Consider the following 22,478-nt stretch of genomic DNA (forward strand, 5'->3'; position numbering starts at 1 on the left):
TTTGAAATAGTATTTATTTTTTACTTAATCATTATTTTTTAATTTAATATTTGAAGAAAACTTTACTAAAAAAACAATTTATGACATTTTTATTTATTGCTTGTGAAAAAATTTAACTTATTTAAAAAAAAGACAAAATCCTTTATTTTTTACTATTGAACATTGAAAACTAAAGTGATATACTAATGATAAGGTTTTTTTATTAAAAAACTGTACATATTATTATTTACATAGGAGGAATTTGAAATGGCAAGATTTACATTACCTAGAGATTTATATCATGGTAAAGGGTCCATTGAAGAATTAAAAAATTTAAAAGGAAAACGTGCTTTTGTAGCAGTGGGCGGAAGTGCGATGAAACGTTTCGGTTTCTTGGATAAAATAGTTAATAACTTAAAAGAAGCCGGAATGGAAGTGGAAGTATTTGAAGGTATTGAACCTGACCCAAGCGTAACAACTGTAATGAGAGGTGCAGAGGTTATGAAAAACTTTGAGCCTGATTGGATTGTTGCAGTAGGTGGAGGCTCTCCAATAGATGCTGCAAAGGCAATGTGGGCATTTTATGAATATCCGGAAGTTACTTTTGAAGACTTGTGTATTCCTTTCAACTTCCCAACATTAAGAACAAAAGCTTTATTCTGTGCTATCCCATCTACATCAGGAACTGCAACAGAAGTTACTGCTTTCTCAGTTATTACTGACTATGATAAAGGAATTAAATATCCTTTAGCTGACTTTAATATCACTCCTGACATTGCAATCGTAGATTCAGACTTAGCAGAAACAATGCCAAAGAAATTAGTTGCTCATACAGGAATGGATGCTATGACTCATGCTATTGAAGCTTATGTATCAACTCTTCATTGCGATTATACAGACGGACTTGCTCTTCATGCAATCAAAATGATTAGAGAAAACTTAATTAATTCATTCAATGGAGATATGGACGCAAGAGCAAAAATGCATAATGCACAATGTCTTGCAGGAATGGCATTTTCAAATGCTTTATTAGGAATCGTTCACTCAATGGCTCATAAAACAGGTGCAGCTTATAGTGGTGGACATATTGTTCATGGTTGTGCAAATGCAATGTATCTTCCAAAAGTAATTAAATTTAACGCAAAAGAAAAATCAGCAGAAGTAAGATATGCAGAAATTGCAAAATTTTTAGGACTTGAAGGAGCAAATGATACTGAAAGCACACAAAACTTAATTAACGAATTATTAAGAATGAATAAAGAATTAGAAATTCCAACTTGTATTAAAGAATATGAAGGTGGAATCATTGACGAAAAAGAATTCAATGAAAAACTTCCAAAAGTTGCAGAACTTGCAGTAGGAGATGCTTGTACTGGTTCAAACCCAAGAGCAATTACACCTGCTGAAATGGAAAAATTATTAACTTGTTGTTTCTATGATAGAGAAGTAGATTTCTAATAATGGTTTAAAATTCAAAAAGACGAGGATTTCCTCGTCTTTTTTGCTATTGTTTTAATTTTTATTGTAAGAATAGCCATGTGTTACTTGAAGGGTAGGATTTTTTGCCTCAGGAGCTAATCTATAATTTTGGTAATCGTAGTGCATAAATACCTCCTTAAATTCTAAGAATCTGTAATATATTTATCCAAAAGAAAAAAATAAATAATAGAATAATATATTTTTTTAGCTAATTCACAAACTTATCCACAATTTTTGTGGATAAGTTGTATATATCTGTGGATAAGTTAATAAAATTGTGGAAAAATATATTTTTTAAAGTGTATAAAAAATAAATTTATCCACAGAAATTTTATAAAATGCTTTAAAAATCAATATTTTTTTATTATGTTGACAAAATTATGATAAAATGGTATCATAAACGCAAATGCAATTTATTCCTATTAATAATAGGGTTTAGGAGGGTTTATGAAAAAAAGAACGATAGCTATGTTGTTACTTAGTGCTTTAGTTTTAAGTGCTTGTGGTAGCAAAAAAGAAGTTAAAGAAAAAGAAAAGATAGATGTGAGTCTTTTTGAAGAAAATGATTCAAAAAGGAGTAAGTATAAGGGATATACTGTTGAGGAAGTCTATATTAATGGAGAAAAAGTTAAAATAGATGTCCAATCTCATGGCGATCATTATCATATTATTTATAATGGAAAGAAATATAGCTTAGATAAAGAAAAATATGAAGAGCTTTTTAAAAAAGATAATAAAATTGTTCTTGAAAGTGAAAATATGGAAAAGAGTTTAAAAGATATTTCTCCTGATGAAATTATTTCATATTATAAGCATGGCGACCATTGGCACGTGAAAACAAAGCATGGAGAATTTATAACTCATGAGGACCCAAGTAAGATAAAAAATATTTCACAATTAAAAGAAAATTCTATAAAGACTATAAGTAAAAAAGAATTGAATTCTAAAAGAATAGTTAGTTATTATAAACATGGTGACCACTGGCATGTTAGAACTGCTGACGGAAAAGAGTATGTTACTTATGAAGACCCGTCAAAGAAAACCGTAGTTGAAGAAAAAAAATCATCAAAAGTAGTTAAGAAGATAACAGAAAAAGAAAAAAAGGGAAGAAAGATAGTAGGGATTAGAAAGCATGGCGACCATTGGCATGTAAAACTTGATGATGGAACAGAGTATGTTACTTATGAGAACCCAACAAAGAAAGATAAGATTGATGAAAAAAAATCATCAAAAGTGGTTGAAAAGATAACAGAAAAGGAAACAAAGGGAAGAAAGATAGTAGAGATTAGAAAGCATGGTGACCATTGGCATGTAAAACTTGATGACGGAACTGAATATATAACAAAGAAAGACCCGGCAGGCAAGAAAGAACTTCCTAGTGAAAAAGAGATGGAAAAAGAGGGTGACTTTAAGAAAGACTTTGAAATGCATTTCCACGATTTGTTACAAAATTATTTTGTTGGAGATGAAACTAAGATACGGGCTCATAGTAGTAAAAAGTCTGTAAAATCTTATTCTTGGTATATTAAAAGAAATGGGAAAGATTTTGAAAAAATAGAAAATGCAAATACTGAAACTTTAAAGATTGTTTTAACAGAACAAGATAATCGCGCTATTATAAAGGCTGAGGCTTTAGATAAAAACGGAAAAGTTGTCGATACTTGTCAAGGAACTTTAAAAGTTTTAACTAAAAATGTTGGAGATGTTGTGATTACAGGTCTTAAAGACCATTATCATACTAAGGATAAATTATCTCTTTTGGTAAATTGTGATGAAAATGATGTAAACTATGTATGGTATTTGAAGAAAAGAGCACAAGATTTTGAAAAAGTTTTTGAGTCTAAGGATAAGAGTTTTAATTCAACATTTTCATTGGATTCAACATATAATAGAGCGATTATAAAGGTTGCTGTTTATAAAAACGGCGTCCTTCTAAAGGAATCAAATCCTGTAAAAATTATCGTAAATGACCATAATCATGGGCCTGCTTTTAAGGGAGAGCCGGAAATTGGTAAAAAACTTTTAAAGAAAAAGGGCTTTGACGAAAGATTGATTTATGCTTTGATGTTAGCCGAGGGAGATATAGCTTTTCCGGGAAAAGAAATTTCTGATACAGAATTGGAAAATTATTTAAAGAGCATTAAAAAGATAAATTTATATAAATTTAATGATGCACTTAAAATGTCCGGACTTGAAAAGTTGGAAAATCTTGAAAGCTTAAATATTTCATATACAGGTGCAACTAATTCAGATATAGAAACTTTAAAGAAGTTCAAAAATTTAAAAGATTTAAATATTTCAGGTAATAATATTACAAAATTCGACTTTATTAGTGAATATAAAAATTTAGAGGGCTTATCCATTATGGAGCTTGGTAATGTTGATTTGTCTTTTGTTAAAAATCTGAAAGATTTGAAAAAATTAAATATTTCAAGAAATGATATTCAAAGTTTTTCATTCATTTCTAATTTATCTAAACTAGATACTTTAATTATGGATTATGTGAATTGTGATAATTTAGATTTCTTGAAAAATACAACAAAGTTGAAAAATTTAAGTCTTGACGGTAACAGAATTAAAGATTTGACTCCAATAAAAAATAATAAATTTGAAACTCTTTATGTTTCTGAAACAGGAATAAAAGATTTTTCAACTCTTGGAAATCAAGAAAATCTTATTGCAATTTTTGCAAATGGAAATAATATTGATAGCTTGAAAGCTTTTTCTAATTTTAAAAATGTTGAATTCATAGAGGCTGAAAAAAATAATATAAGTTCTTTAGAAGATGTTAAATTGTTCCCACTTCTTGAAACTTTGAAATTAGGGAAAAATCCAATTAAGAGTTTGAAAATTTCTAATGATAATAACTCTATAAAGACTCTTAATTTGAATGAAACATTACTTGAAAATTTGGAATATAAAATTAAATTTAAATCACTTACAAGTTTGGAATATTCCAACACACCCGCGCTTAAATCTGAGCTTGGAAAAGTTGAAAATATTCAAAAAAATACAGCCGGAGTAATTTTTTATGACGGAAAATATTATGCAATAAGTCATGGCGACCATTCTCATACTTATGCAGGAACTCAAAGTGTTAATCCGACAAAGGTTAAGTTTAAGTTTGATAATTCAGAAATAATCGGCTTTGATGAAACGGGATACTTTATTAATCATAAAGTTGCTACTTTGTCAGACGGTTCAGAATATTTCAATATTTATCATATTGACGGTTTTCCAAAAGGAGCATTTGAACTTCCTAATTCTATGAGTGAAAAATTAAAAGTTTCAGAAGAAATTGTATCAAAATTAGTTAAGCATAGAATTTCAGAAGTGGAAAATTTAATCAAGTCTAAAGAAAATAAAACTGAATTATTGAAGAAATTTGAAGAAATCAAAAAAATGGAAAATACAAATGAAAAATTCAAAAAAATAAATGAGTTTGAAAAGAAAGTTTCCGTTGAAAAAGAAATTAAAAAAGATAATAAAAATGCAGAGTTTGAAAAATATAAAAAATTGTACGAAGAAAACAAAGAAAAAGTTTCTGTTTTAGACCAAGCATTTATTGAAAGTTTGATTAATGCAATAGAAACTGCATTGACAAAAAATAATGAATCTTTTGCTAAAGAAAAGCTAAAAGCCTTAAAGACAGAGTTATCAAAATATATTCAAATTTCTGAAGAAAAGGTTGAAAACCAAAAAGAAGATTCAAGAAAAGCAGACTTTGAAAAATATAAAAAGTTATATGAAGAGAACAAAGATAAAGTTCCAATGCTTAGTCAAGCCTATATTGAGGGATTAATTCCGTCATTGGAAACTGCTTTTTCAAACGGAAATAAAAATTTTATAGACAAAAATTTACCACTTTTGAAAAAAGAATTGTCAAAGTTTATAAAAATTAATTAAAACGAAAGCCACGATTGTGGCTTTTTTGCTTTTAAAAATTTTACTTTTCTCTTTAATTATGCTATAATTAATGCTTAAGTTATTACTCAAAAATATGTCGTGATATTTAATGTGTAGTTTGTTTTTGTCTTTTTTCTTTCGTAACTATCGTTAAGATTCACGGTAAATATGAAAGGAAATAATATGATAGAAAATTTTAATGAATTTAATTTGTCGGATAGTCTTTTAAAAGCCATTGTTGAAATGGGTTTTGAAGAACCATCTCCAATTCAAAAACAAGCAATTCCAACGATGTTAAATAATGAGGACATTATTGGACAAGCACAAACAGGAACAGGAAAGACAGCGTCTTTCGGTATTCCAATAGTAGAAAAAGTAGATAGACATAATAAGACAACTCAAGCAATGGTACTTTGTCCGACTAGAGAGCTTTCAATTCAAGTTGCAGAAGAAATTTCAAAACTTGCAAAGTATAAGGGAGTTACTGTTGTTCCGATTTATGGGGGACAACCGATAGAAAGACAAATCCGTTCTTTAAAAATGGGTGTTCAAGTTGTAGTTGGAACTCCTGGTCGTGTTATAGACCATATTAAGAGAAAAACTTTAAAAACAGAAAATATTAGAACATTTGTTTTGGACGAGGCGGACGAAATGTTTGATATGGGCTTTAGAGAAGATATTGAAAAGATTATAGGATTTTTACCTTATGAAAGACAAACAACTTTCTTCTCAGCTACAATGGACCAAGAAATTATGGACTTTGCTGCAAGATACCAAAGTGAGCCAAGACTTATAAAGGTTGTTCCTAAGGAATTGACTGTTCCAAAGGTTACTCAATACTATTTTGCGCTTAAACATAATATGAAGTTAGAAATACTATCTCGTATTTTAGATGTTCAAAATCCAAAACTTACAGTTGTTTTCTGTAATACTAAAAAAATGGTTGACGATTTAACAGCAGGCCTTCAATCTCGTGGATATTTTGCAGACGGACTTCACGGTGATTTAAAGCAAATTCAAAGAGATGGAGTAATGAATAAGTTTAGAAATTCAACTATCGATATTTTAGTTGCAACTGATGTTGCTGCTCGTGGTATCGACGTTGATGATGTAGATTTGGTTATAAATTATGATATGCCACAAGATGTGGAATATTATGTTCATAGAATAGGTAGAACTGCAAGGGCAGGTAGAGAGGGAACTGCGATAAGTTTTGTTTCTCCAAGAGAAATGAACACTCTATCACAAATTCAAAAATATACAAAAACTAAGATTGAAAAAAGAGATATGCCAACTCTTAAAGACTTGATTAAAAGACATGAAGAAAGATTTATGGAAGATATCAAGGAAGAAATCAATAAAAATGAACATTCAAAAGAATTGAACCTTATCAATGTTTTGATGAGTGAAGATTTTTCTCCAATCGACATTGCAGCTTGTCTTTTGAAACATTATAACGAAAATAATAAACTTAATAATCACGAAGAACTTATGGACGTTGATATTAAGAAGAATAAGAAAAAAGGAAATGATAAGACTTCAATTTCCAATAAAACTTTTGGAAAGTCAAATGTTACAGATAAAAATTCAGGCAGAATTTATATCAACATAGGCTCAAGAAAGGGAGTTTCACAAAGACATATAGTATCTGCTCTTTGTAATGATGCAGGATTAAGTGCAAGAGATATTGGAGATATTGAAATTTTTGAAAAGTTCAGCTTTGTAAATATTCATAAAAATGCTCTTAAAGATGCAGTAAATAACTTGAATAATGCGCATATAAAAGGCTTTAAGGTCTTAGTTGAACTTGCAAATAAAAAAGAAAATTATTCAAAATTTTCTCCGAAACAAAAAGATAAAAAGGATAAAAAAGATAGAAGAGGCGATAAGCCAAAACGTGATAAGCAAAAAAGAAGATAGATATGGAATTTTGTAAATATAAAAAAGATTTGAATTTTTCATACACAATGGGAGCTTTTCCTACGATTGAGCTTTTGCAGTCAGAAAAGTATAAAACTATTGCAGTTTTAGTACATTCAAAATATGATGATAAAGAGAAATTGGAAAAGTTTTGTGCTGAAAAATGTGTTAATTTAATTTATAATGATAAAATTGTAAACAAACTTCAAAGCAAAGAAAATACACTTGTGATAGGTGTTTTTGAAAAAAACTTTGCAAAAATAAAAAAAGACAATCATATATTGTTATGTGAGCCGAGAGATAAGGGAAATTTGGGAACTATTTTACGAACAGCTTTAGGATTTGGCTTTAAAAATATTGCCATAATTGACGGTTGTGATGTATTTGACCCAAAGACAGTTAGGGCATCAATGGGAGCAATCTTTAAGATGAATGTAGAAATTTTTAAAAATTTTGAAGATTACAAGAAAAATTTTGAAAAAAATAATATTTATTCATTCATATTAAATGAAAAATCAACTTCTCTTAAAAATGTAGAAATTAAAAAGCCATTTACATTAATGTTCGGAAATGAATCACATGGACTTGAAAACTTTGACTTAAAAGGAACAAATCCGGTATTCATAGAGCAAACAAAAGACGTAGATAGCTTTAACCTACCAATCGCAAGTGCAATAGCAATGTATAAATTCACAGAAAGATAAAAAACGAAAAGCAGGAGTAATCCTGCTTTTTAAATTAAGTTTGACAAGTCGTTCATATTAAATTCGTTTAATAAATCCTTTAATCCTATTTTGATTTCATCTCTTTCAAAATTATGTTCATTTAGGAATTTTGAATCTTTTGTATTTAGGTAAGAATAGAAAAGCAGTCCGATAAGTAGGCTGTCGCCGTTTTTGTATTCTAACATTTTATACAGATTATCTTCTGCCTTATCGATATGACCTAAATCTATTTCTTCTTTTAAAATCTTTAAAAATTCTTTGCTTTCATCGAATTTTAATAATTTTTCAGGAGAGGAATTTTTATCTATTTTAAATACAAATTCCAAAATCATACTTATCCATTCTTCAATTTTTCTCATTATATAGTCATTCTTTAACATATTTTCTCCTAGTCTATTACTTCAAGATGTGCAATGTTAAAATACATTGTAGAACAGATTAGTCCAAGATTTAAAATTACCCATAGAGCTGTTTGTTTTGTGTATCTTGTAAAATATGCTCCAACTGCTCCTAATATTTGTGGTAGAAAATAACCACAAATGAATACATATTAAGGTAAAGAAATTCTAAGGTCTGTTTTAAATGATTTAACATATTAATGAAATTAATTCCATTAATGCACCTATTGTAAATAATATTTTTGTTATATTTTCTTTGTTTGTATAGTTTTCCCCCTTTTTGCCTAGAAAATCTAAAAAAGTTTTTTAAATTCCTCTTGAGCTAGGATAAGTTCATGTGTCATAGGTGGATCGAATGAAGTATGTCCTGAAATAGGGAAAATTAATTTTGAATTATTTAATTTTTCATTTAATAAATGCGCTCCAACCGGTCTGCAATCAACATCATATCTTCCATGAATTATTATTGTAGGAATATCTTTTATTTTTTCTACATTATTTAAAATGTAATTGTCCTCGAAGAAACAATGATTTACAAAGTAATGACATTCCATAATCGCCATTGAAATATCCTCATCAGTTATTTCTTCTGAAATTACTCTCGGTTCAAGCGCAACAACTGAATTTTCAAAAGCGCTAAAAGATTTTCCGTATTTCTTCTTTGTTTCATAATCGTCAGATGTTAAATATTTGTAATAGCTTTGAACATAATCTTTACTTTCTTCCTCTGTAAAAGGAGCTTTAAAAATATCAAAAGCCTCAGGAAAGAACATTCCTGCTCCACCTTGATATAACCATTTAATATCTTCATCTCTTCCTAAGAATATTCCACGAAGGATAAGTCCAACAACCCTTTTTGGATAATTTTCTGCGTAGTATAAAGATAATGTAGTTCCCCAAGAACCACCATAAACAAGCCATTTATCAATGCCTAAATGTTCTCTTATCTTTTCCATATCTTTTGCAAGATTTTCTGTGTTGTTGTCTTTTAATTCTAAAAATGGCCTACTTTTACCACAACCTCTTTGGTCGATTGTTACTATTCTATAAAATGTAGGATCTAAAAATCTTTTTGAATTTGCTCCACAACCACAACCCGGTCCTCCATGAACGAAAACAACAGGAGCACCATTTGGGTTTCCAGCTTGTTCAAAATAAATTTCATGTCTATCATCAACTTTTAAATATCCCTTATCAAATGATTCAAAATCAGGAAAAAGTGTCTTTAATTCCATATTACCCTCCAAAATAAATTTAATTATCAAGACTATATTATAAGAAAAATATTTTTTTGTCAAGTTGTTTTTTATGGTCAAAATGTGATAAAATCATTAAATGATATGTTAGGAGGTTTTATGATAGGAATAGTAGCAGCTTGTCTTACGACATTTGCATTTGCACCACAAGTTATAAAGGTAATGAAGGATAAAAATACAAAATCTCTTTCATTACTTATGTGTTTTATGCAAACTATTGGGATTTTTTTGTGGTTAGTTCATGGAATTTTTATAAAAGATTTTGCACTAATTTTTGCAAATAGTATTTCATTTGTTATGGTCGCAATAATACTTTTATATAAAATAAGATATGTACATTTGTAAATGATGTGAGACCAAAAATTATAAAAAAACATAACCTGTATGTTAGAATTAAAGGAGAATTAATTCTCCTTTAATTCTAATAATTCTTTACGTTTTTCAATAGGTGAAAGCCAATTTAAAGTTTGCATAGGTAATCTATTAGATTTATAGAGATATTTTTTCATTTGTACAACCAAATCTTCATAAGAATAAAAAGATAAATTACTGTAAAATCTTTCATTGTCATTTCTATGACTTCTTTCAACCTTGCCATTGTGTCTAGGTGTTCTAGGTCTGATTAATTGATGTTTAATACCCAATTCATTACATAGTTTGTCAAAAGGATGAACTCTTTTAGTATCTTTAAAATGTGTAAATTCAAAGCCATTATCTGTTTGAATAATTTCAGGAGTATAACCAAAGTGTTTAATAGCCATTTTAACAAAAGTAACAGTACTATAAGAAGATTGTTCCTTAAAAGGATAAATAAACCTTTCACGAGTTGCCTCATCAATAATTGTATATTGGTAGAATTTGTCAGGATATTTACCAACATAACAAGAATTAGGAACATATTTAACATCAAGTTGCATTTTAACACCAATTTTAGTAGGAGTATGATAAGGTTTAGGAACATAGGGTTTGGAAGGTTGTTTAATATCTTTAAAAAAAGCCAAGTTTTCTAAGGAATCTAAAAAGGGAGCAAGGGTGTCTAGTATAACCTTTATTTAGTTTAAGTTTAGCATAAAGTTCAATCAAAGAAATATTAGGATTTCTTCTAATGAGATTTTTAATCCAATAAATTTCAGTATCAGTATGAGAATTAGGGTGTTTAGATAAAGGTCTATGAGATTTATCCCTAAGGGAGTCAATAGAGCCATCAAATCTTTTATTCCAACGCATAAGGGAGGCTTTAGATATTTTATATCTTCTACAAACAAAGCTAACAGAATTACCATTTCTGTAAGTTTTAACAGCATGGTATCTTGTTTGAAGTAAATGAGGGATATAACGTTGGTTGTGTTTTATATTTTCTTGATTTTGTGATATAATATTATTCATAAAAGAGAGTTCCTTTCTAGTTATTTTTTTTGTTATTTTAATTATACAGGATATTCTCTTTTTTTGTACCCTTGGTCTCACATCAATTGTATCATAACATAATACTTTTATATAAAATAAGATATAAGTAGCTTTATATTTAAAAATATGATATAATAAACATGAATTTACGATTCTTGTGTAAAATAATATTTATTTCATCATGGAAATATGATATAATAACTGTATATAATAAAAAAAGACTTGACAAATTAAAAGAAGGCGATTATAATGCTCAAGACAAGACAAGACAAGACAAGACAAGACAAGACAAGACAAGACAAGACAAGACAAGACAAGACAAGACAAGACAAGACAAGACAAGGTTATAATATGCTTAAATAACCTTGCTTTTGATGTGCATTTTTCTGTGCGTAACGCACCTGAAAATGCACATTTTTTTATATCTAGTTTGTTTCACGATAACACTTTTAAGGGGGTGTTTGCCATAAAATAGGTGGGATTATACGGAAGAAATAAAATAAAAATTATATGGAGGTATAAAATGAATAAAAAATTGAAAAAAAGTATTGCTGTATTTTTAGCTATTATTTTCAGTTTTGGCATAGGGCTGGCAAGTGGGTCGCAAGTTCATGCAGAAGACTTTACAGAAAAAAGTAACGGGATAATTAAGAATGAAAGTTTATTAGAAGAAAATAAAGCTGTGGGAGAAGAGGCGCAAAATAAAAATTTGAAATCTCTACAGTCACCACTATTAAAGGCTGACCCTGTCAGCACAAAAACATTCACAGTAACTAAGTATCCAATTGCCGATAGTAGCAAAGAGACATTAGTGGGTGAATATGATACTTTTTATAAAGCGATTGAAGCTTGCGAACAAGAAAAATTAGAAAATCAGTATGTAGTAACTATGAACAAGGATTACGACATTCCTGCGAACGAGCAAAGTTGGGGAAAATCCAGTGTAAATATATTACTAAAATCCAAAGAAGGTCATACATTTACTCTAAAAAGAATAGGCAATCGTGATATTATGACGGTTTATTCAAAATGTACGCTTCGAATAGAGAATGTGATTTTAGATGGAAACGGTGATGGACAGTTATGTATGGTTGCAGGAGGGGATGATGAAAACGGAGCCAACTTGATTTTGGGAAAAGGGGCTGTAATTCAGAATTTTAAGGATAATCCTAACTATCTTGGAACGACATTTTATTTGGCCGAGGGTAATTCAATATTGACCATTGAGGACGGAGCTGTTCTACAAAATAATACTGCTGAAAAAAGTGGCGGTGTAATTCAGGCCCGTGCGAAGACTACAATTAACATAAAAGGCGGATCATTTAAGAACAATTCTTCAAAAAGTGGAGGTGGAGTTCTTTTTACAAACGGCAAGCTCAATATTACAGGTGGAACTTTTGAAAACAATCAAGGAAAGTATGGAGGAGCTTTGTGGATTGGCACAACATCTACCGCAACAGTAGAAAATGCAACTTTTAGAAATAATACAACGACATCTTCTAACGGTGGCGGTGGCGCTATTTGGGGTTCAAATGAATTTAAAGTAAAAAATTCAACATTCGAAAAGAATCAATCCAAATTTGGTGGCGCAATTTACAGTCAAAAGAATATGACAATTGAGGGTAGCACGTTCAGAGAGAATAAGGCTAATACGGGTGGCGCCCTTGATATACCCAAGGACATGAAGATGACAGTTAAAGATTCAAAATTCATTGGAAACAGCGCAACATTTGCCGGAGCAATTCATATTAATCCTTCTACGGAAGAAAGCACTATGAGTGGCTGTAATTTTACTGCAAATGAGGCAACAAAAAAAGGAGCAGCAATCTGGTCTTTTAATGCACCAATTTCTATTGAGGGCAGTACTTTTCAGAATAATGGTAATTATACCCTTTATGGCGGCGGACTTTGTGTAAATGGAGATAAAACATATAATGTAAAAAACAGTATCTTCAAAGGCAATCAAGCAAAACTTGGCGGTGGAATTTTTGTTATGGGAGGCAAATTGTCCGTTGAAGGAACTACATTAGAGTCTAATATTGCCGCAAGCGTAGGTGGTGCGATATTATCATTAAAGGATGAAGATATAAATAGCGAAATGGTCATTTCTAAAAGTTTAATAAAGAACAATGAAGCTCCAAATGGCGCCGGAGTGACCGTGCAGTCTGGAAAAGTTGAAATTAAAGATACAGAATTTAATGGGAATGATACACAAGGTCCAGAAAATGATCAGGATAAGCGCTTAGGTGGTGCACTCTATGTTGATGTTGATGCAAATGTAAACATTAGTGGTGAGAGCAAATTTATTGGTAACAAAGCAGGCTTAGGTGGTGCAATTTTTGATGCATCAGCTGATTATTCAAATCCTGCAGATACGAGCAAATACCAAAATTTGAAAATAGATGCAACGACGTTATTTAAAGGTAACGAGGCAAGAACCGGATTACATCAGCCTCCAATAAATTTTGAAAAGTTTGATAACCTTTTGTTCAGTGAAAAATCAGATGTTCCACACGATAAGTATATGAGTAAGAGTTTACTTAATAACTATGATATCAATTACCAAGGTGGATTGCTTATTACTTATGATGCAAATGGTGGTAAATTCACAGACGGCAAATCAATCAAGCAGGAATCACACAAGGAAAATGATAAAATTACAATCATAGAAGCACCTACGCGAGAAGGGTATCAATTCCTTTATTGGAAAGGGTCACAATACAATCCTGGGGATTCATATACAGTAAAGGATAGTCATGCATTTGTTGCACAGTGGAACAAGATTCCAGAACTTGAAGTAAAGGATAAGACAATCACTAAAGGCGAAGATTTAGATCTTATGAGTTTAGTTGTTAAGGCAACTGATGAAGAAGACGGAGACCTAAAAAAAGACGTTAAAATTACAGATAAGGGAGGTTTTGATAAGAATAAGGTTGGCGAATACACAGTTACCTTTGAAGTAAAAGACTCCAAGGGTGCTACTGCGACAGCAAAAGCGAAAGTTACAGTAAAAGAAAAGATAGTAAACCCAGATCCAACACCAGAACCAACACAAAATACCGTTACATTTATCAATGGTGATAAGGAATACGCTAAGGTAAAAGTAGAAAATGGTAAGTCTATTTCAGGTGACGCATTAGATACAGAATCTATGCCGAAAAATCCAGCTAAAGAAGGCTACGTATTCAAAGAGTGGAATACACAGTCTGATGGAAAAGGCACAGCATTTACTGGAGATACAATTGTAAATAAAGATATGAAAGTCTATGCTATTTATGATAAAAAACCTGCAAAACCAGGTCCAAAGGATCCAGTAAAACCAGGTCCAAAGGATCCAGTAAAACCAGAACCACAAAAACCTGTAGTAAATACAAAAGTACCACAAACAGGAGATAGTTCAAATGTAGGAATATTTACAGGATTATTAGCGTTATCAGGTGGAGCATTAGCTGTTCTTATAGCTTTGAGAAAACGCAAAATGAGAGAAGAAAACTAGATGAAAAAATAAACTTAGAAAAAATTGTAGAACAATTATAGTTTCAATAAACACAAGAAAACGACCACACAGGAGTATTTCTACTCTTGTATGGTCGTTATTTTTTTTACCGCTTAAAGGCTATCGGTTAAACTCGATTTCCATAAATCCCTAACTGAACGATCTAAAGCTCTCTTTTTTTATTTTGAAAAAATCTATTAATTTTAAAAGCATTTCATTTGTTATATTTATACATAAATATTTTCTTCCATATTCAATATCGTGTAAAATTGATATAACATTATTCATTTTTAAAATTCCTTTCTTTTTTCTATTATAGTTTCTAATTCTTCTAATTCTTTAATATTTGCAAGTTTATTTATGAAAGTCTTTGTATTACTCTTGTAAGTCGCTCTTTTACACTTTTCAAGAAAAAGTTAAGTTAAGCAAATATTGAAATTAAGCTATTTACTAACTTTGCAAACTTAACTCAAATATGGTAAAATATACATAAAGTAAAAAATACTTAATAATTTTTAAGGAGAGGAAATATGGATTTACAAAAATTTAACAGAATTAAAAATGATGAAGGTTTTATAGCAGCTTTAGACCAAAGTGGTGGAAGTACACCGAAAGCATTAAGATTATATGGTGTAAATGAAGATGCTTATTCAAACGAAGCTGAAATGTTCGATTTAATTCACGAAATGCGTTCAAGAATTGTTACTTCAAAGGCTTTCACTAAAGAACGTATCTTAGGTGCTATTTTATTTGAAATGACAATGGAAAGAAAAGTTAATGGTAAATTCACTCCAGATTATTTATGGAATGAAAAAGGAATAGTTTCATTTTTAAAAGTTGATAAAGGCTTAGCGGAAGAAAAAAACGGCGTTCAACTTATGAAAGAAATTCCAAATTTAAAAGAAATTGTTAAAAAAGGTGTTGAATACGGAGTTTTCGGAACAAAAATGCGTTCAGTAATTAAATGTGCAAACGAAGATGCTATTAAAGAAGTTGTAGCACAACAATTTGACTTTGCAAAACAAATAATTGCAGGGGGACTTGTTCCAATCGTTGAACCTGAAGTTGATATAAATTCTTTAGAAAAAGAAAAATGTGAAGAAATCTTAAAAAGAGAAATCCTAAAAGAACTTGATAAGTTGGAAGAAGGACAAGAAGTAATGTTAAAACTTACATTACCAACAGTTTCTAATTTCTATAAAGAATTGGTTGAACATAAGAGAGTTGTTAGAGTTGTTGCCCTTTCAGGTGGATACACAAGAGAAGAATCAAACGAACTTTTAGCTAAGAATAACGGAGTTATAGCAAGTTTCTCAAGAGCTTTATCAGAAGGTTTAAATGTAAACCAAACACAAGAAGAATTTGATAAAATGCTTGATACATCAATCGAAAGCATATTCCAAGCATCAAGAAAATAATTAAAAAAATAAATTAAAAACAGCTAGTCGTCTAGCTGTTTTTTTATCTACTATTTACTTACTACAAATACAACTGACGGAGAGTTTTCTTCGTCAAATTTATCTTTTTTGAAATTTCCGTAAATTTCGTATTTTAATCCCAATCTTTCTATGAATGAAATTACATCATCAACTAATAGAGGTACTAAGAGTTGTGTATTTTCAAATGTTTCGTTTTCTGTTGTTAAAACTGTATTAAAACGAATTTTACTATTTTCTCTGTAATAATTTCTTGTGAATTTTACTTTTGTTCCAAGTGTTGGCAATGCGCCAAGGAATAAATCATTTTTCAAAATGAAAGGTTTAAAGTTTACCCAGCTTAAAACTAATTTTCCGTTTTCTTTTAACAAGTCCATAGTTTTTAAGATAAAGCTACAAATTTCGTTTCTATCTTCCAAGTGGGCGATTGTTGTTCCAATGCAATAGCAAACGTCAAATTTTTCTTCAAAATCTAATTCAAGCATATTTTTTTTAAAGACTTTAAGTCCTTTTTTCTTTGCCTCGGTTACCATAGTTTCTTCCAAGTCGATGCAAGTTAAATTTTTTCCTAAATCTTTTAAATTTTTTGCAACAAGTCCTGTCGCACAACCGATGTCTAAATAATCTTTTCCATCTGAAATATTATTTAAAAAATTTATTTGATTTTCATTTTTTGGAAAAATATCTTCATAATATTTGCATATTTCTTTATAAAACTTATTCATAAAAACCTCCATTTTTGAAAATATCATACTATAAAATATATACCCATACTTAACATTTAATAGCATTTTGAATTGTTTTGTGGTAAAATATATTACGAATAGATTAAATTTTTTTAGGAGGCAAGTGATGAAATTTTTTATTGACACTGCTAATGTAGATGAGATAAGAGAAATAAGTAAATGGGGAATTCTTGATGGTGTTACAACAAATCCGTCTTTAATTGCAAAAGAGGGAAGGGGTTTTGTTGAAGTTATAACTGAAATTACATCAATCGTTGACGGACCTATTTCAGCAGAAGTAATTAGCTTAGAAGCCGAAGAAATGGTAAAAGAGGCTAGAGAACTTGTAAAGATAAATAAAAACATTGTAATAAAAATTCCAATGACTGAAGAGGGTTTAAAGGCTATTAGCATTTTGAGTAAAGACGGAATTAAAACAAATGTTACTTTAATCTTCTCAGCGACTCAAGCACTACTTGCAGCAAAGGCAGGAGCTACTTATGTTAGTCCGTTCTTAGGCAGACTTGATGATATAAGTTCAGACGGAATGATTTTAATTGAAGATATTTTTGAAATTTTTAGTAACTATGCAATAGATACTGAAATTATTGCTGCATCTGTTAGAACTCCTATGCATGTTCTTCAAATTGCTAAGAGTGGAGCAGACATTGCAACAGTACCTTATAAAGTATTCAAACAAATGTTAAAACACCCACTTACAGATATTGGGATAGAAAAGTTTTTAAAAGATTGGGAAAGTGTTAATACAGAAAAATAAGTTTTAAACGTATAAGGAGATAATTATGGATAGAAATTTAAGTTTAAATTTAGTTAGAGTTACAGAAGCGGCAGCAATTCGTTCATCATATTTTTTAGGAAAAGGTGATAAGAATGGCGCTGACGGAGCGGCTGTTGAGGCTATGAGGTCAATGTTCAACGAACTTCCTATCGAAGGAACTGTTGTTATCGGAGAGGGAGAAATGGACGAGGCTCCTATGTTATACATAGGCGAAGTTGTTGGGAATGGACAAGAAGATGTAACAAAGGTTGATATTGCAGTTGACCCTGTTGACGGAACAACTCTTGTAGCAAATGGATTGCCAAATGCAATAGCTGTTGCAGCTTGTGCTCCTAAAGGTTGTTTACTTCATGCACCTGATATGTATATGGATAAAATTGCAGCAGGCCCTTTGGCTGTTGACTGTATTCATATTGATTTACCAATAGAAATGAATATCAGAAGACTTGCAAGAGCTTTAGGAAAAGAAGTTAGCGAAGTTACAGTTAGTATTTTAAATAGAGAAAGACATCAAGATATTATAGATAGAGTTAGAAAACTTGGCGCAAGAATAAAACTTTTTGAAGCAGGAGATATTGCTCAAGCCATTGCAACTTGTATTGAAAATAGTGGTTGCGATTTAATGGTTGGAATCGGTGGAGCACCTGAAGGAGTTTTAGCTGCAGCTGCTATTAAGGCTTTAGGTGGAGTTTTCCAAGGCAGACTTGTTCCAGCTGATGAAGAAGAGTTCAAAAGATGTGAGGCTATGGGACTTGAAGACCCATTAAAAGTTTTAGAAATGAGCGACTTAGTAAAGGGTGAAGAAGTTTTATTTGCTGCAACAGGTGTAACTGACGGCGAACTTTTAAACGGAGTTAGACATATCGGTAACGATAAAGTTAAGACTTACTCAGTTGTAATGAGAGCGGAAACAGGAACAGTTAGAAATATTGAAGCAACTCACAGAATTTCTAAAAAACCTGAATATACAAAGATAAAGAGATAGTATGAATATAGAACTTTTAAAAGGAAAATATCTTGATGAATTAAAGACTATTGCAAAGTCTTATGGGATTGCAAATATTTCAAAATATAAAAAAGATGAGTTAATTGCTGAAATTTTAAAGGCTGATAATGGATTTGAAAGTGAAGATTCAAGAAAAACTGTCGTTAGTGAGTCGATTGAAAACGAAAATGATACAAAGACCAATACAAAGTCGGTTTGTGGTTTAATCGACATTACAGCAGATGGCTACGGTTTTTTACGTTCAAATGGCTACGACTCCGGAGAGGAGGACACTTATGTTTCTCCAACTCAGATAAGGAGATTTAGACTTAGAAAAGGCGATAAAATCTTGGGATTAACGAGAGATAGAAAGGAAACGGAAAAATTTTCTCCGCTTATCTATATAAATGAAATAAATGATATAAAAATTTCAGATTTAAAATCTAGAAAAGATTTTGACGATTTAATTCCAATCTATCCAAATGAAAAATATATTTTAGAAAATAAAAAAGATGAAGTTTCAACAAGAATAATTGACCTTTTAGTACCGATTGGAAAAGGACAAAGGGCGTTGATTGTCGCACCTCCAAAAGCAGGAAAGACAAGTTTGTTGCGTTCGATTTTAAAAGGAATAGAAGTCAATTATCCAAAGAGTAAAATTTTTGTGTTACTTGTTGACGAAAGGCCTGAAGAAGTTACAGAGATGCAAAGATTTACAAATGCAGAAGTAATAGCATCAACTTTTGATGAATTACCACAAAATCATATAAGACTTGCAGAATTTGTGCTTGAAAGAGCAAAAAGACTTGTAGAGCTTGGCGAGGACGTTGTAATTTTGGTTGACAGCATAACAAGACTTTCAAGAGCTTACAATGTAAATACACCATCTTCAGGAAAGACACTTACAGGTGGACTTGATCCCTTTGCATTGCATAAGCCTAAAAGATTTTTTGGCTCTGCCAGAAATGTAGAAAACGGTGGAAGTTTAACCATAATTGCAACAACACTTGTAGATACGGGAAGTAAAATGGACGATATGATTTATGAAGAATTTAAGGGAACGGGAAATATGGAAATTCATTTGAGTAGAAAACTTTCCGAGCTTAGAATTTTCCCTGCAATAGATATTTACAAATCAGGCACAAGAAAAGATAATTTACTTTTAACTGAAGAAGAAATGCAAACAGCAAATCTAATTCGAAGAAAACTTTCAAACACAAACACTAACGAAATTATGGAAAACTTGGTTAAAAATATAAAAAAAACCAAAGACAACAAAGATTTTGTTAAAGTTATACTAAAAAACAATTTTTAAGGAGCAAAGGCTCCTTTTTTTTTGAATGTTGACTTTTTTAAGATGAAGTGATATTATAAGCATATAAAAACATATAAGGGAAGTGTTATTGTGAAGATAAAAAACAAAAAAATATTTTTTGTTTTGATTTTGTTTATACCTCTTATAATTTTTTTATTAAAAGAAAAGCCTGAGGAAAACAGAATTAGAAAACGATATTTTGATTTTGACGCATATAACAATGTAAAACTTAAAGTAGTTAAAGATGGTTGGATTGAAATAAGTAGATATGGAATGAGTATGTGGTATTATAAAACCAACGGAAAATGTAGAGAGGGTTGGCTTTATGATGATGACTATAAAGGTTGGTATTATTTCTACCCTCAAGGAAATGATTCTTTTATGTTTGACCCAAGGTATAGTGAATCAGAATGGTTATCAATAAATAATAAATGGTACTGGTTTAATATTGGAGGAAAGTTAAAAGAGTTAAATGGTTGGGAAAGATATGGAGATAAATGGATGTATCATGTTCTGAAAGATTATGGAGCTTTAGCAGGATGTCTTTGTAAGATAGGAAGTAAATATTATATTTTTAATTATGATGGGTACATGACTTATGAAGGTGATACAGCTCCAGATTTAAGTAAATTAGGATATTCTAGGTGATTTTATGGATACAGTTATAGTATTTTGTTTATTTACGATATTATGTATACTTTCGTATAAATTAGATAAAGTTTTAAAAAATCAAAAAGAAATTAAAGAAGAGATTGAAAAGATTAGGTCAAAATTGTAAATTTTATTTTTAAGGAGCAAATGCTCCTTTTTGTTTTTGTTAATTTTGAAATTATCCTTTAAATTTTTTGACTTTTGTTGTATAATAGTATTGTAATGAATTGTTGTCTAAATGTGAACGGAAATTTTAGGAGATTATAATGGAGGTTGGCGAAAAAATATTTTATCCTATGCATGGGGCAGGAATGATTAAGGGCATAGAAGAAAAAAAGATAGGAGAGGTTTTTGAAAAATTTTATGTTATAGAACTTCCTTTTGAACAAAATCTACATATTTTTATTAAAGAGAATGATATTGATAAGTTTGAGTTTAGAAAGCTTGTCGATGAGGATACTTTAGATGAAGTGTATGACTATTTGAACAAGAGTGAGTTTCCTATGCCAAAAAATTGGGTACAAAGGTATAAAGAAAATACAAAGAGAATGAAATCTTTGGATATTTTTGATATAGCTTATGTTTTAAAAGGGCTTGCTATAAGAAATGAAAAGGGTAAACTTTCTTTAAAAGAGTTGTTTATGTTAAATCTTGCAAAGAAAATTTTGGTTTCCGAGTTTGTTATGGTTAGTGGTTTTTCAAAAAATAAAATTAATAAAATCATAGAGTATTCTATGGAGCATTAGGAGGAGAGTATGTTTAAAGTTTTGAGGTACTTGACCTTTGTTTTTGGGGGGCTTTTGGGAATTTTATTAGCCTATGGACTTGGTCAGGTTGTAGAGTTAAGTTTAAGTAAATTTGTTTTAGTTTCAGTTTATTCTGTTTTTGCAATTATTTTTGGTATTATTTTTTATTTATTATTCCCTATGATTCTAAAAAAACTTACTGTTAATTTTGAAGATGTTATGAAGAAATCACAAAAAACTCCAACTTCAGATATTGTGATAGCAATAGCTGGACTTATCGTTGGACTTGTTATAGCATTTTTGGTTTCTTTACCTATTTCAAATTTAAATTTTCCTGTAATTGGAAATTTATTAAGTGCAACTATTAGTATATTTATATATGTAGTATTTGGTTTTATTGGGGTTAAGGTTGCAATAAGTAAAAAGGAAGAAATTTTAAAATTTAAACTTTTTTCAAGGGAAAAATCTGTAAAAAAGGGAACTTCATATCCAAAAATTTTGGATACTTCTGTAATTATTGATGGAAGAATTCATGATATAATAAAAACGGGATTTTTAGAAGGGCCTATTATAATTGCTATGTTTATGGTTAAGGAGTTACAATATATTGCAGATTCTGAGGACCCAAACAGAAGACAAAGAGGTAGGCGTGGTCTTGATATTTTAGATAGAATCCAAAAGGAAAAAGATATTGAGGTTAGAATTGTGGATAAAGATTATAAAAACATTAAGGAAGTTGACCATAAACTTTTGAAATTGACAGAGGATTTACATGGCAGACTTATTACAAATGATTATAATCTAAATAAGGTTGCGTCATTGCAAAAAATTTCAATACTGAATATAAATGAACTTGCACTTGCGATAAAACCGGTTGTAATTCAAGGAGAAAAACTAATAGTTGAAGTTATAAATCGTGGTAAAGAGCCGGAACAAGGTTTAGGTTATCTTTCTGACGGTACAATGATTGTAGTAGAGGACGGAAAGGATTATATCGGACAGACTATTGAAACAACTGTAACAAGTATATTGCAAACACCTGCAGGTAAGATGATATTTACAAGAAAGAACTTAAAGTAGAGAGAATTTTTATTCTCTCTTTTTTCTTGACAATATTTATTATTTGTGCTATACTCGTTTTGTCTTCAGGGCGAGGGTCGTTTCCTCACCGGCAGTAAAGTCTGCGAGCATTATGCTGAATTGGTGAAATTCCAATACCGACAGTTAAAGTCTGGATGAGAGAAGAATTTTGTAC

At 30.3% G+C, this 22,478-nt stretch carries 19 protein-coding genes, 1 pseudogene and 1 riboswitch; of the genes and pseudogenes, 15 read left to right on the top strand and 5 right to left on the bottom strand.

All coding sequences use genetic code 11. From position 1 onward, the window contains the following. Positions 1 to 246: 246 nt before the first annotated feature. The 4 genes from ACKTSI_RS00920 to ACKTSI_RS00935 all read left to right on the top strand — a co-directional run bounded on the left by ACKTSI_RS00920 (position 247) and on the right by ACKTSI_RS00935 (position 7,988). Positions 247 to 1,437: an iron-containing alcohol dehydrogenase gene (locus tag ACKTSI_RS00920; protein ID WP_201275672.1), complete on the top strand. Its 1,191-nt coding sequence runs from the start codon at positions 247 to 249 to the stop codon at positions 1,435 to 1,437. Positions 1,438 to 1,905: 468 nt separating this feature from the next. After that, entirely contained in the window at positions 1,906 to 5,364 is a 3,459-nt protein-coding gene (locus ACKTSI_RS00925; protein WP_407862906.1) for a hypothetical protein, read from the top strand. A gap of 183 nt (positions 5,365 to 5,547) precedes the next feature. Next, entirely contained in the window at positions 5,548 to 7,284 is a 1,737-nt protein-coding gene (locus ACKTSI_RS00930; protein WP_407862907.1) for a DEAD/DEAH box helicase, read from the top strand. Positions 7,285 to 7,286: 2 nt separating this feature from the next. After that, positions 7,287 to 7,988 carry a TrmH family RNA methyltransferase gene (locus ACKTSI_RS00935; RefSeq protein ID WP_407862908.1) on the top strand — a complete coding sequence of 234 codons (702 nt, stop codon included), beginning with the start codon at positions 7,287 to 7,289 and terminating at the stop codon, positions 7,986 to 7,988. 29 nt (positions 7,989 to 8,017) lie between these two features. Here the strand turns inward: ACKTSI_RS00935 and ACKTSI_RS00940 are convergent, their stop codons facing one another. Both ACKTSI_RS00940 and pip read right to left on the bottom strand, forming a co-directional pair. Then, positions 8,018 to 8,389: a DUF6483 family protein gene (locus tag ACKTSI_RS00940; protein WP_407862909.1), complete on the bottom strand. Its 372-nt coding sequence runs from the start codon at positions 8,387 to 8,389 to the stop codon at positions 8,018 to 8,020. Between the two features lie 311 nt (positions 8,390 to 8,700). Then, the gene (gene pip / locus ACKTSI_RS00945; protein ID WP_407862910.1) at positions 8,701 to 9,642 is read right to left on the bottom strand and encodes a prolyl aminopeptidase; all 942 of its coding nucleotides are present in this window, start codon (positions 9,640 to 9,642) and stop codon (positions 8,701 to 8,703) included. Positions 9,643 to 9,762: 120 nt separating this feature from the next. Between pip and ACKTSI_RS00950 the strand changes: the two genes are divergently transcribed. Further along, positions 9,763 to 10,008 (top strand): SemiSWEET transporter, encoded by a 246-nt coding sequence (locus tag ACKTSI_RS00950; protein ID WP_407862911.1) that lies wholly within the window; start codon positions 9,763 to 9,765, stop codon positions 10,006 to 10,008. A 59-nt stretch (positions 10,009 to 10,067) separates the two neighbouring features. On the opposite strand, the pseudogene ACKTSI_RS00955 reads toward ACKTSI_RS00950, so the two are convergent. Beyond that, a pseudogene (locus ACKTSI_RS00955) lies at positions 10,068 to 11,049 on the bottom strand (DDE-type integrase/transposase/recombinase). Positions 11,050 to 11,210: 161 nt separating this feature from the next. Here ACKTSI_RS00955 and ACKTSI_RS00960 point away from each other — a divergent pair. Next, positions 11,211 to 11,420: a hypothetical protein gene (locus tag ACKTSI_RS00960; RefSeq protein WP_407862912.1), complete on the top strand. Its 210-nt coding sequence runs from the start codon at positions 11,211 to 11,213 to the stop codon at positions 11,418 to 11,420. A gap of 173 nt (positions 11,421 to 11,593) precedes the next feature. Next, on the top strand, positions 11,594 to 14,566 hold the full coding sequence (locus ACKTSI_RS00965; RefSeq protein ID WP_407862913.1) for an InlB B-repeat-containing protein: 2,973 nt from the start codon (positions 11,594 to 11,596) through the stop codon (positions 14,564 to 14,566). Between the two features lie 150 nt (positions 14,567 to 14,716). Here ACKTSI_RS00965 and ACKTSI_RS00970 read toward each other — a convergent pair whose 3' ends face one another. Beyond that, positions 14,717 to 14,854, bottom strand: coding sequence for a hypothetical protein (locus ACKTSI_RS00970; RefSeq protein ID WP_288980369.1), 138 nt, complete (start codon positions 14,852 to 14,854; stop codon positions 14,717 to 14,719). 242 nt (positions 14,855 to 15,096) lie between these two features. Here ACKTSI_RS00970 and ACKTSI_RS00975 point away from each other — a divergent pair, with 242 nt between their 5' ends. Then, positions 15,097 to 15,984: a fructose bisphosphate aldolase gene (locus tag ACKTSI_RS00975; protein ID WP_068474955.1), complete on the top strand. Its 888-nt coding sequence runs from the start codon at positions 15,097 to 15,099 to the stop codon at positions 15,982 to 15,984. A 50-nt stretch (positions 15,985 to 16,034) separates the two neighbouring features. Here the strand turns inward: ACKTSI_RS00975 and ACKTSI_RS00980 are convergent, their stop codons facing one another. After that, positions 16,035 to 16,727 (bottom strand): bifunctional 2-polyprenyl-6-hydroxyphenol methylase/3-demethylubiquinol 3-O-methyltransferase UbiG, encoded by a 693-nt coding sequence (locus tag ACKTSI_RS00980; RefSeq protein ID WP_231723281.1) that lies wholly within the window; start codon positions 16,725 to 16,727, stop codon positions 16,035 to 16,037. 127 nt (positions 16,728 to 16,854) lie between these two features. Between ACKTSI_RS00980 and fsa the strand changes: the two genes are divergently transcribed. From fsa to ACKTSI_RS01015, 7 genes are all read left to right on the top strand, one after another. Then, the gene (fsa, locus tag ACKTSI_RS00985; RefSeq protein ID WP_407862914.1) at positions 16,855 to 17,505 is read left to right on the top strand and encodes a fructose-6-phosphate aldolase; all 651 of its coding nucleotides are present in this window, start codon (positions 16,855 to 16,857) and stop codon (positions 17,503 to 17,505) included. A gap of 25 nt (positions 17,506 to 17,530) precedes the next feature. Beyond that, positions 17,531 to 18,511 carry a class II fructose-bisphosphatase gene (glpX, locus tag ACKTSI_RS00990; protein WP_201276059.1) on the top strand — a complete coding sequence of 327 codons (981 nt, stop codon included), beginning with the start codon at positions 17,531 to 17,533 and terminating at the stop codon, positions 18,509 to 18,511. 1 nt (position 18,512) lies between these two features. Then, positions 18,513 to 19,826 carry a transcription termination factor Rho gene (gene rho, locus ACKTSI_RS00995; RefSeq protein ID WP_407862915.1) on the top strand — a complete coding sequence of 438 codons (1,314 nt, stop codon included), beginning with the start codon at positions 18,513 to 18,515 and terminating at the stop codon, positions 19,824 to 19,826. A gap of 90 nt (positions 19,827 to 19,916) precedes the next feature. Continuing rightward, positions 19,917 to 20,474 carry a hypothetical protein gene (locus ACKTSI_RS01000; RefSeq protein WP_407862916.1) on the top strand — a complete coding sequence of 186 codons (558 nt, stop codon included), beginning with the start codon at positions 19,917 to 19,919 and terminating at the stop codon, positions 20,472 to 20,474. Positions 20,475 to 20,478: 4 nt separating this feature from the next. Next, positions 20,479 to 20,604 carry a hypothetical protein gene (locus tag ACKTSI_RS01005; RefSeq protein WP_269902530.1) on the top strand — a complete coding sequence of 42 codons (126 nt, stop codon included), beginning with the start codon at positions 20,479 to 20,481 and terminating at the stop codon, positions 20,602 to 20,604. 139 nt (positions 20,605 to 20,743) lie between these two features. Further along, the gene (locus ACKTSI_RS01010) at positions 20,744 to 21,223 is read left to right on the top strand and encodes a CarD family transcriptional regulator (protein WP_308576916.1); all 480 of its coding nucleotides are present in this window, start codon (positions 20,744 to 20,746) and stop codon (positions 21,221 to 21,223) included. 9 nt (positions 21,224 to 21,232) lie between these two features. Beyond that, positions 21,233 to 22,303, top strand: a complete 1,071-nt coding sequence (locus ACKTSI_RS01015; protein WP_311525655.1) for a PIN domain-containing protein — start codon at positions 21,233 to 21,235, stop codon at positions 22,301 to 22,303. Positions 22,304 to 22,360: 57 nt separating this feature from the next. Beyond that, positions 22,361 to 22,474, top strand: a riboswitch (FMN riboswitch). Positions 22,475 to 22,478 lie beyond the last annotated feature (4 nt).

The organism is Parvimonas parva, assembly GCF_045866535.1.
Taxonomy (GTDB): domain Bacteria; phylum Bacillota; class Clostridia; order Tissierellales; family Peptoniphilaceae; genus Parvimonas; species Parvimonas parva.

Excerpts from the sequence above, each read along its gene's own strand:
- rho (WP_407862915.1), top strand. The coding sequence starts at position 18,513 with ATGAATATAGAACTTTTAAAAGGAAAATATCTTGATGAATTAAAGACT.
- ACKTSI_RS00970 (WP_288980369.1), bottom strand. The coding sequence starts at position 14,854 with ATGAATAATGTTATATCAATTTTACACGATATTGAATATGGAAGAAAA.
- fsa (WP_407862914.1), top strand. The coding sequence starts at position 16,855 with ATGAAATTTTTTATTGACACTGCTAATGTAGATGAGATAAGAGAAATA.
- ACKTSI_RS00965 (WP_407862913.1), top strand. The coding sequence starts at position 11,594 with ATGAATAAAAAATTGAAAAAAAGTATTGCTGTATTTTTAGCTATTATT.
- ACKTSI_RS00960 (WP_407862912.1), top strand. The coding sequence starts at position 11,211 with ATGAATTTACGATTCTTGTGTAAAATAATATTTATTTCATCATGGAAA.
- glpX (WP_201276059.1), top strand. The coding sequence starts at position 17,531 with ATGGATAGAAATTTAAGTTTAAATTTAGTTAGAGTTACAGAAGCGGCA.
- ACKTSI_RS01015 (WP_311525655.1), top strand. The coding sequence starts at position 21,233 with ATGTTTAAAGTTTTGAGGTACTTGACCTTTGTTTTTGGGGGGCTTTTG.
- ACKTSI_RS00925 (WP_407862906.1), top strand. The coding sequence starts at position 1,906 with ATGAAAAAAAGAACGATAGCTATGTTGTTACTTAGTGCTTTAGTTTTA.
- ACKTSI_RS00950 (WP_407862911.1), top strand. The coding sequence starts at position 9,763 with ATGATAGGAATAGTAGCAGCTTGTCTTACGACATTTGCATTTGCACCA.
- pip (WP_407862910.1), bottom strand. The coding sequence starts at position 9,642 with ATGGAATTAAAGACACTTTTTCCTGATTTTGAATCATTTGATAAGGGA.
- ACKTSI_RS00940 (WP_407862909.1), bottom strand. The coding sequence starts at position 8,389 with ATGTTAAAGAATGACTATATAATGAGAAAAATTGAAGAATGGATAAGT.
- ACKTSI_RS01010 (WP_308576916.1), top strand. The coding sequence starts at position 20,744 with ATGGAGGTTGGCGAAAAAATATTTTATCCTATGCATGGGGCAGGAATG.
- ACKTSI_RS00920 (WP_201275672.1), top strand. The coding sequence starts at position 247 with ATGGCAAGATTTACATTACCTAGAGATTTATATCATGGTAAAGGGTCC.
- ACKTSI_RS00980 (WP_231723281.1), bottom strand. The coding sequence starts at position 16,727 with ATGAATAAGTTTTATAAAGAAATATGCAAATATTATGAAGATATTTTT.
- ACKTSI_RS00935 (WP_407862908.1), top strand. The coding sequence starts at position 7,287 with ATGGAATTTTGTAAATATAAAAAAGATTTGAATTTTTCATACACAATG.
- ACKTSI_RS01005 (WP_269902530.1), top strand. The coding sequence starts at position 20,479 with ATGGATACAGTTATAGTATTTTGTTTATTTACGATATTATGTATACTT.
- ACKTSI_RS00930 (WP_407862907.1), top strand. The coding sequence starts at position 5,548 with ATGATAGAAAATTTTAATGAATTTAATTTGTCGGATAGTCTTTTAAAA.
- ACKTSI_RS00975 (WP_068474955.1), top strand. The coding sequence starts at position 15,097 with ATGGATTTACAAAAATTTAACAGAATTAAAAATGATGAAGGTTTTATA.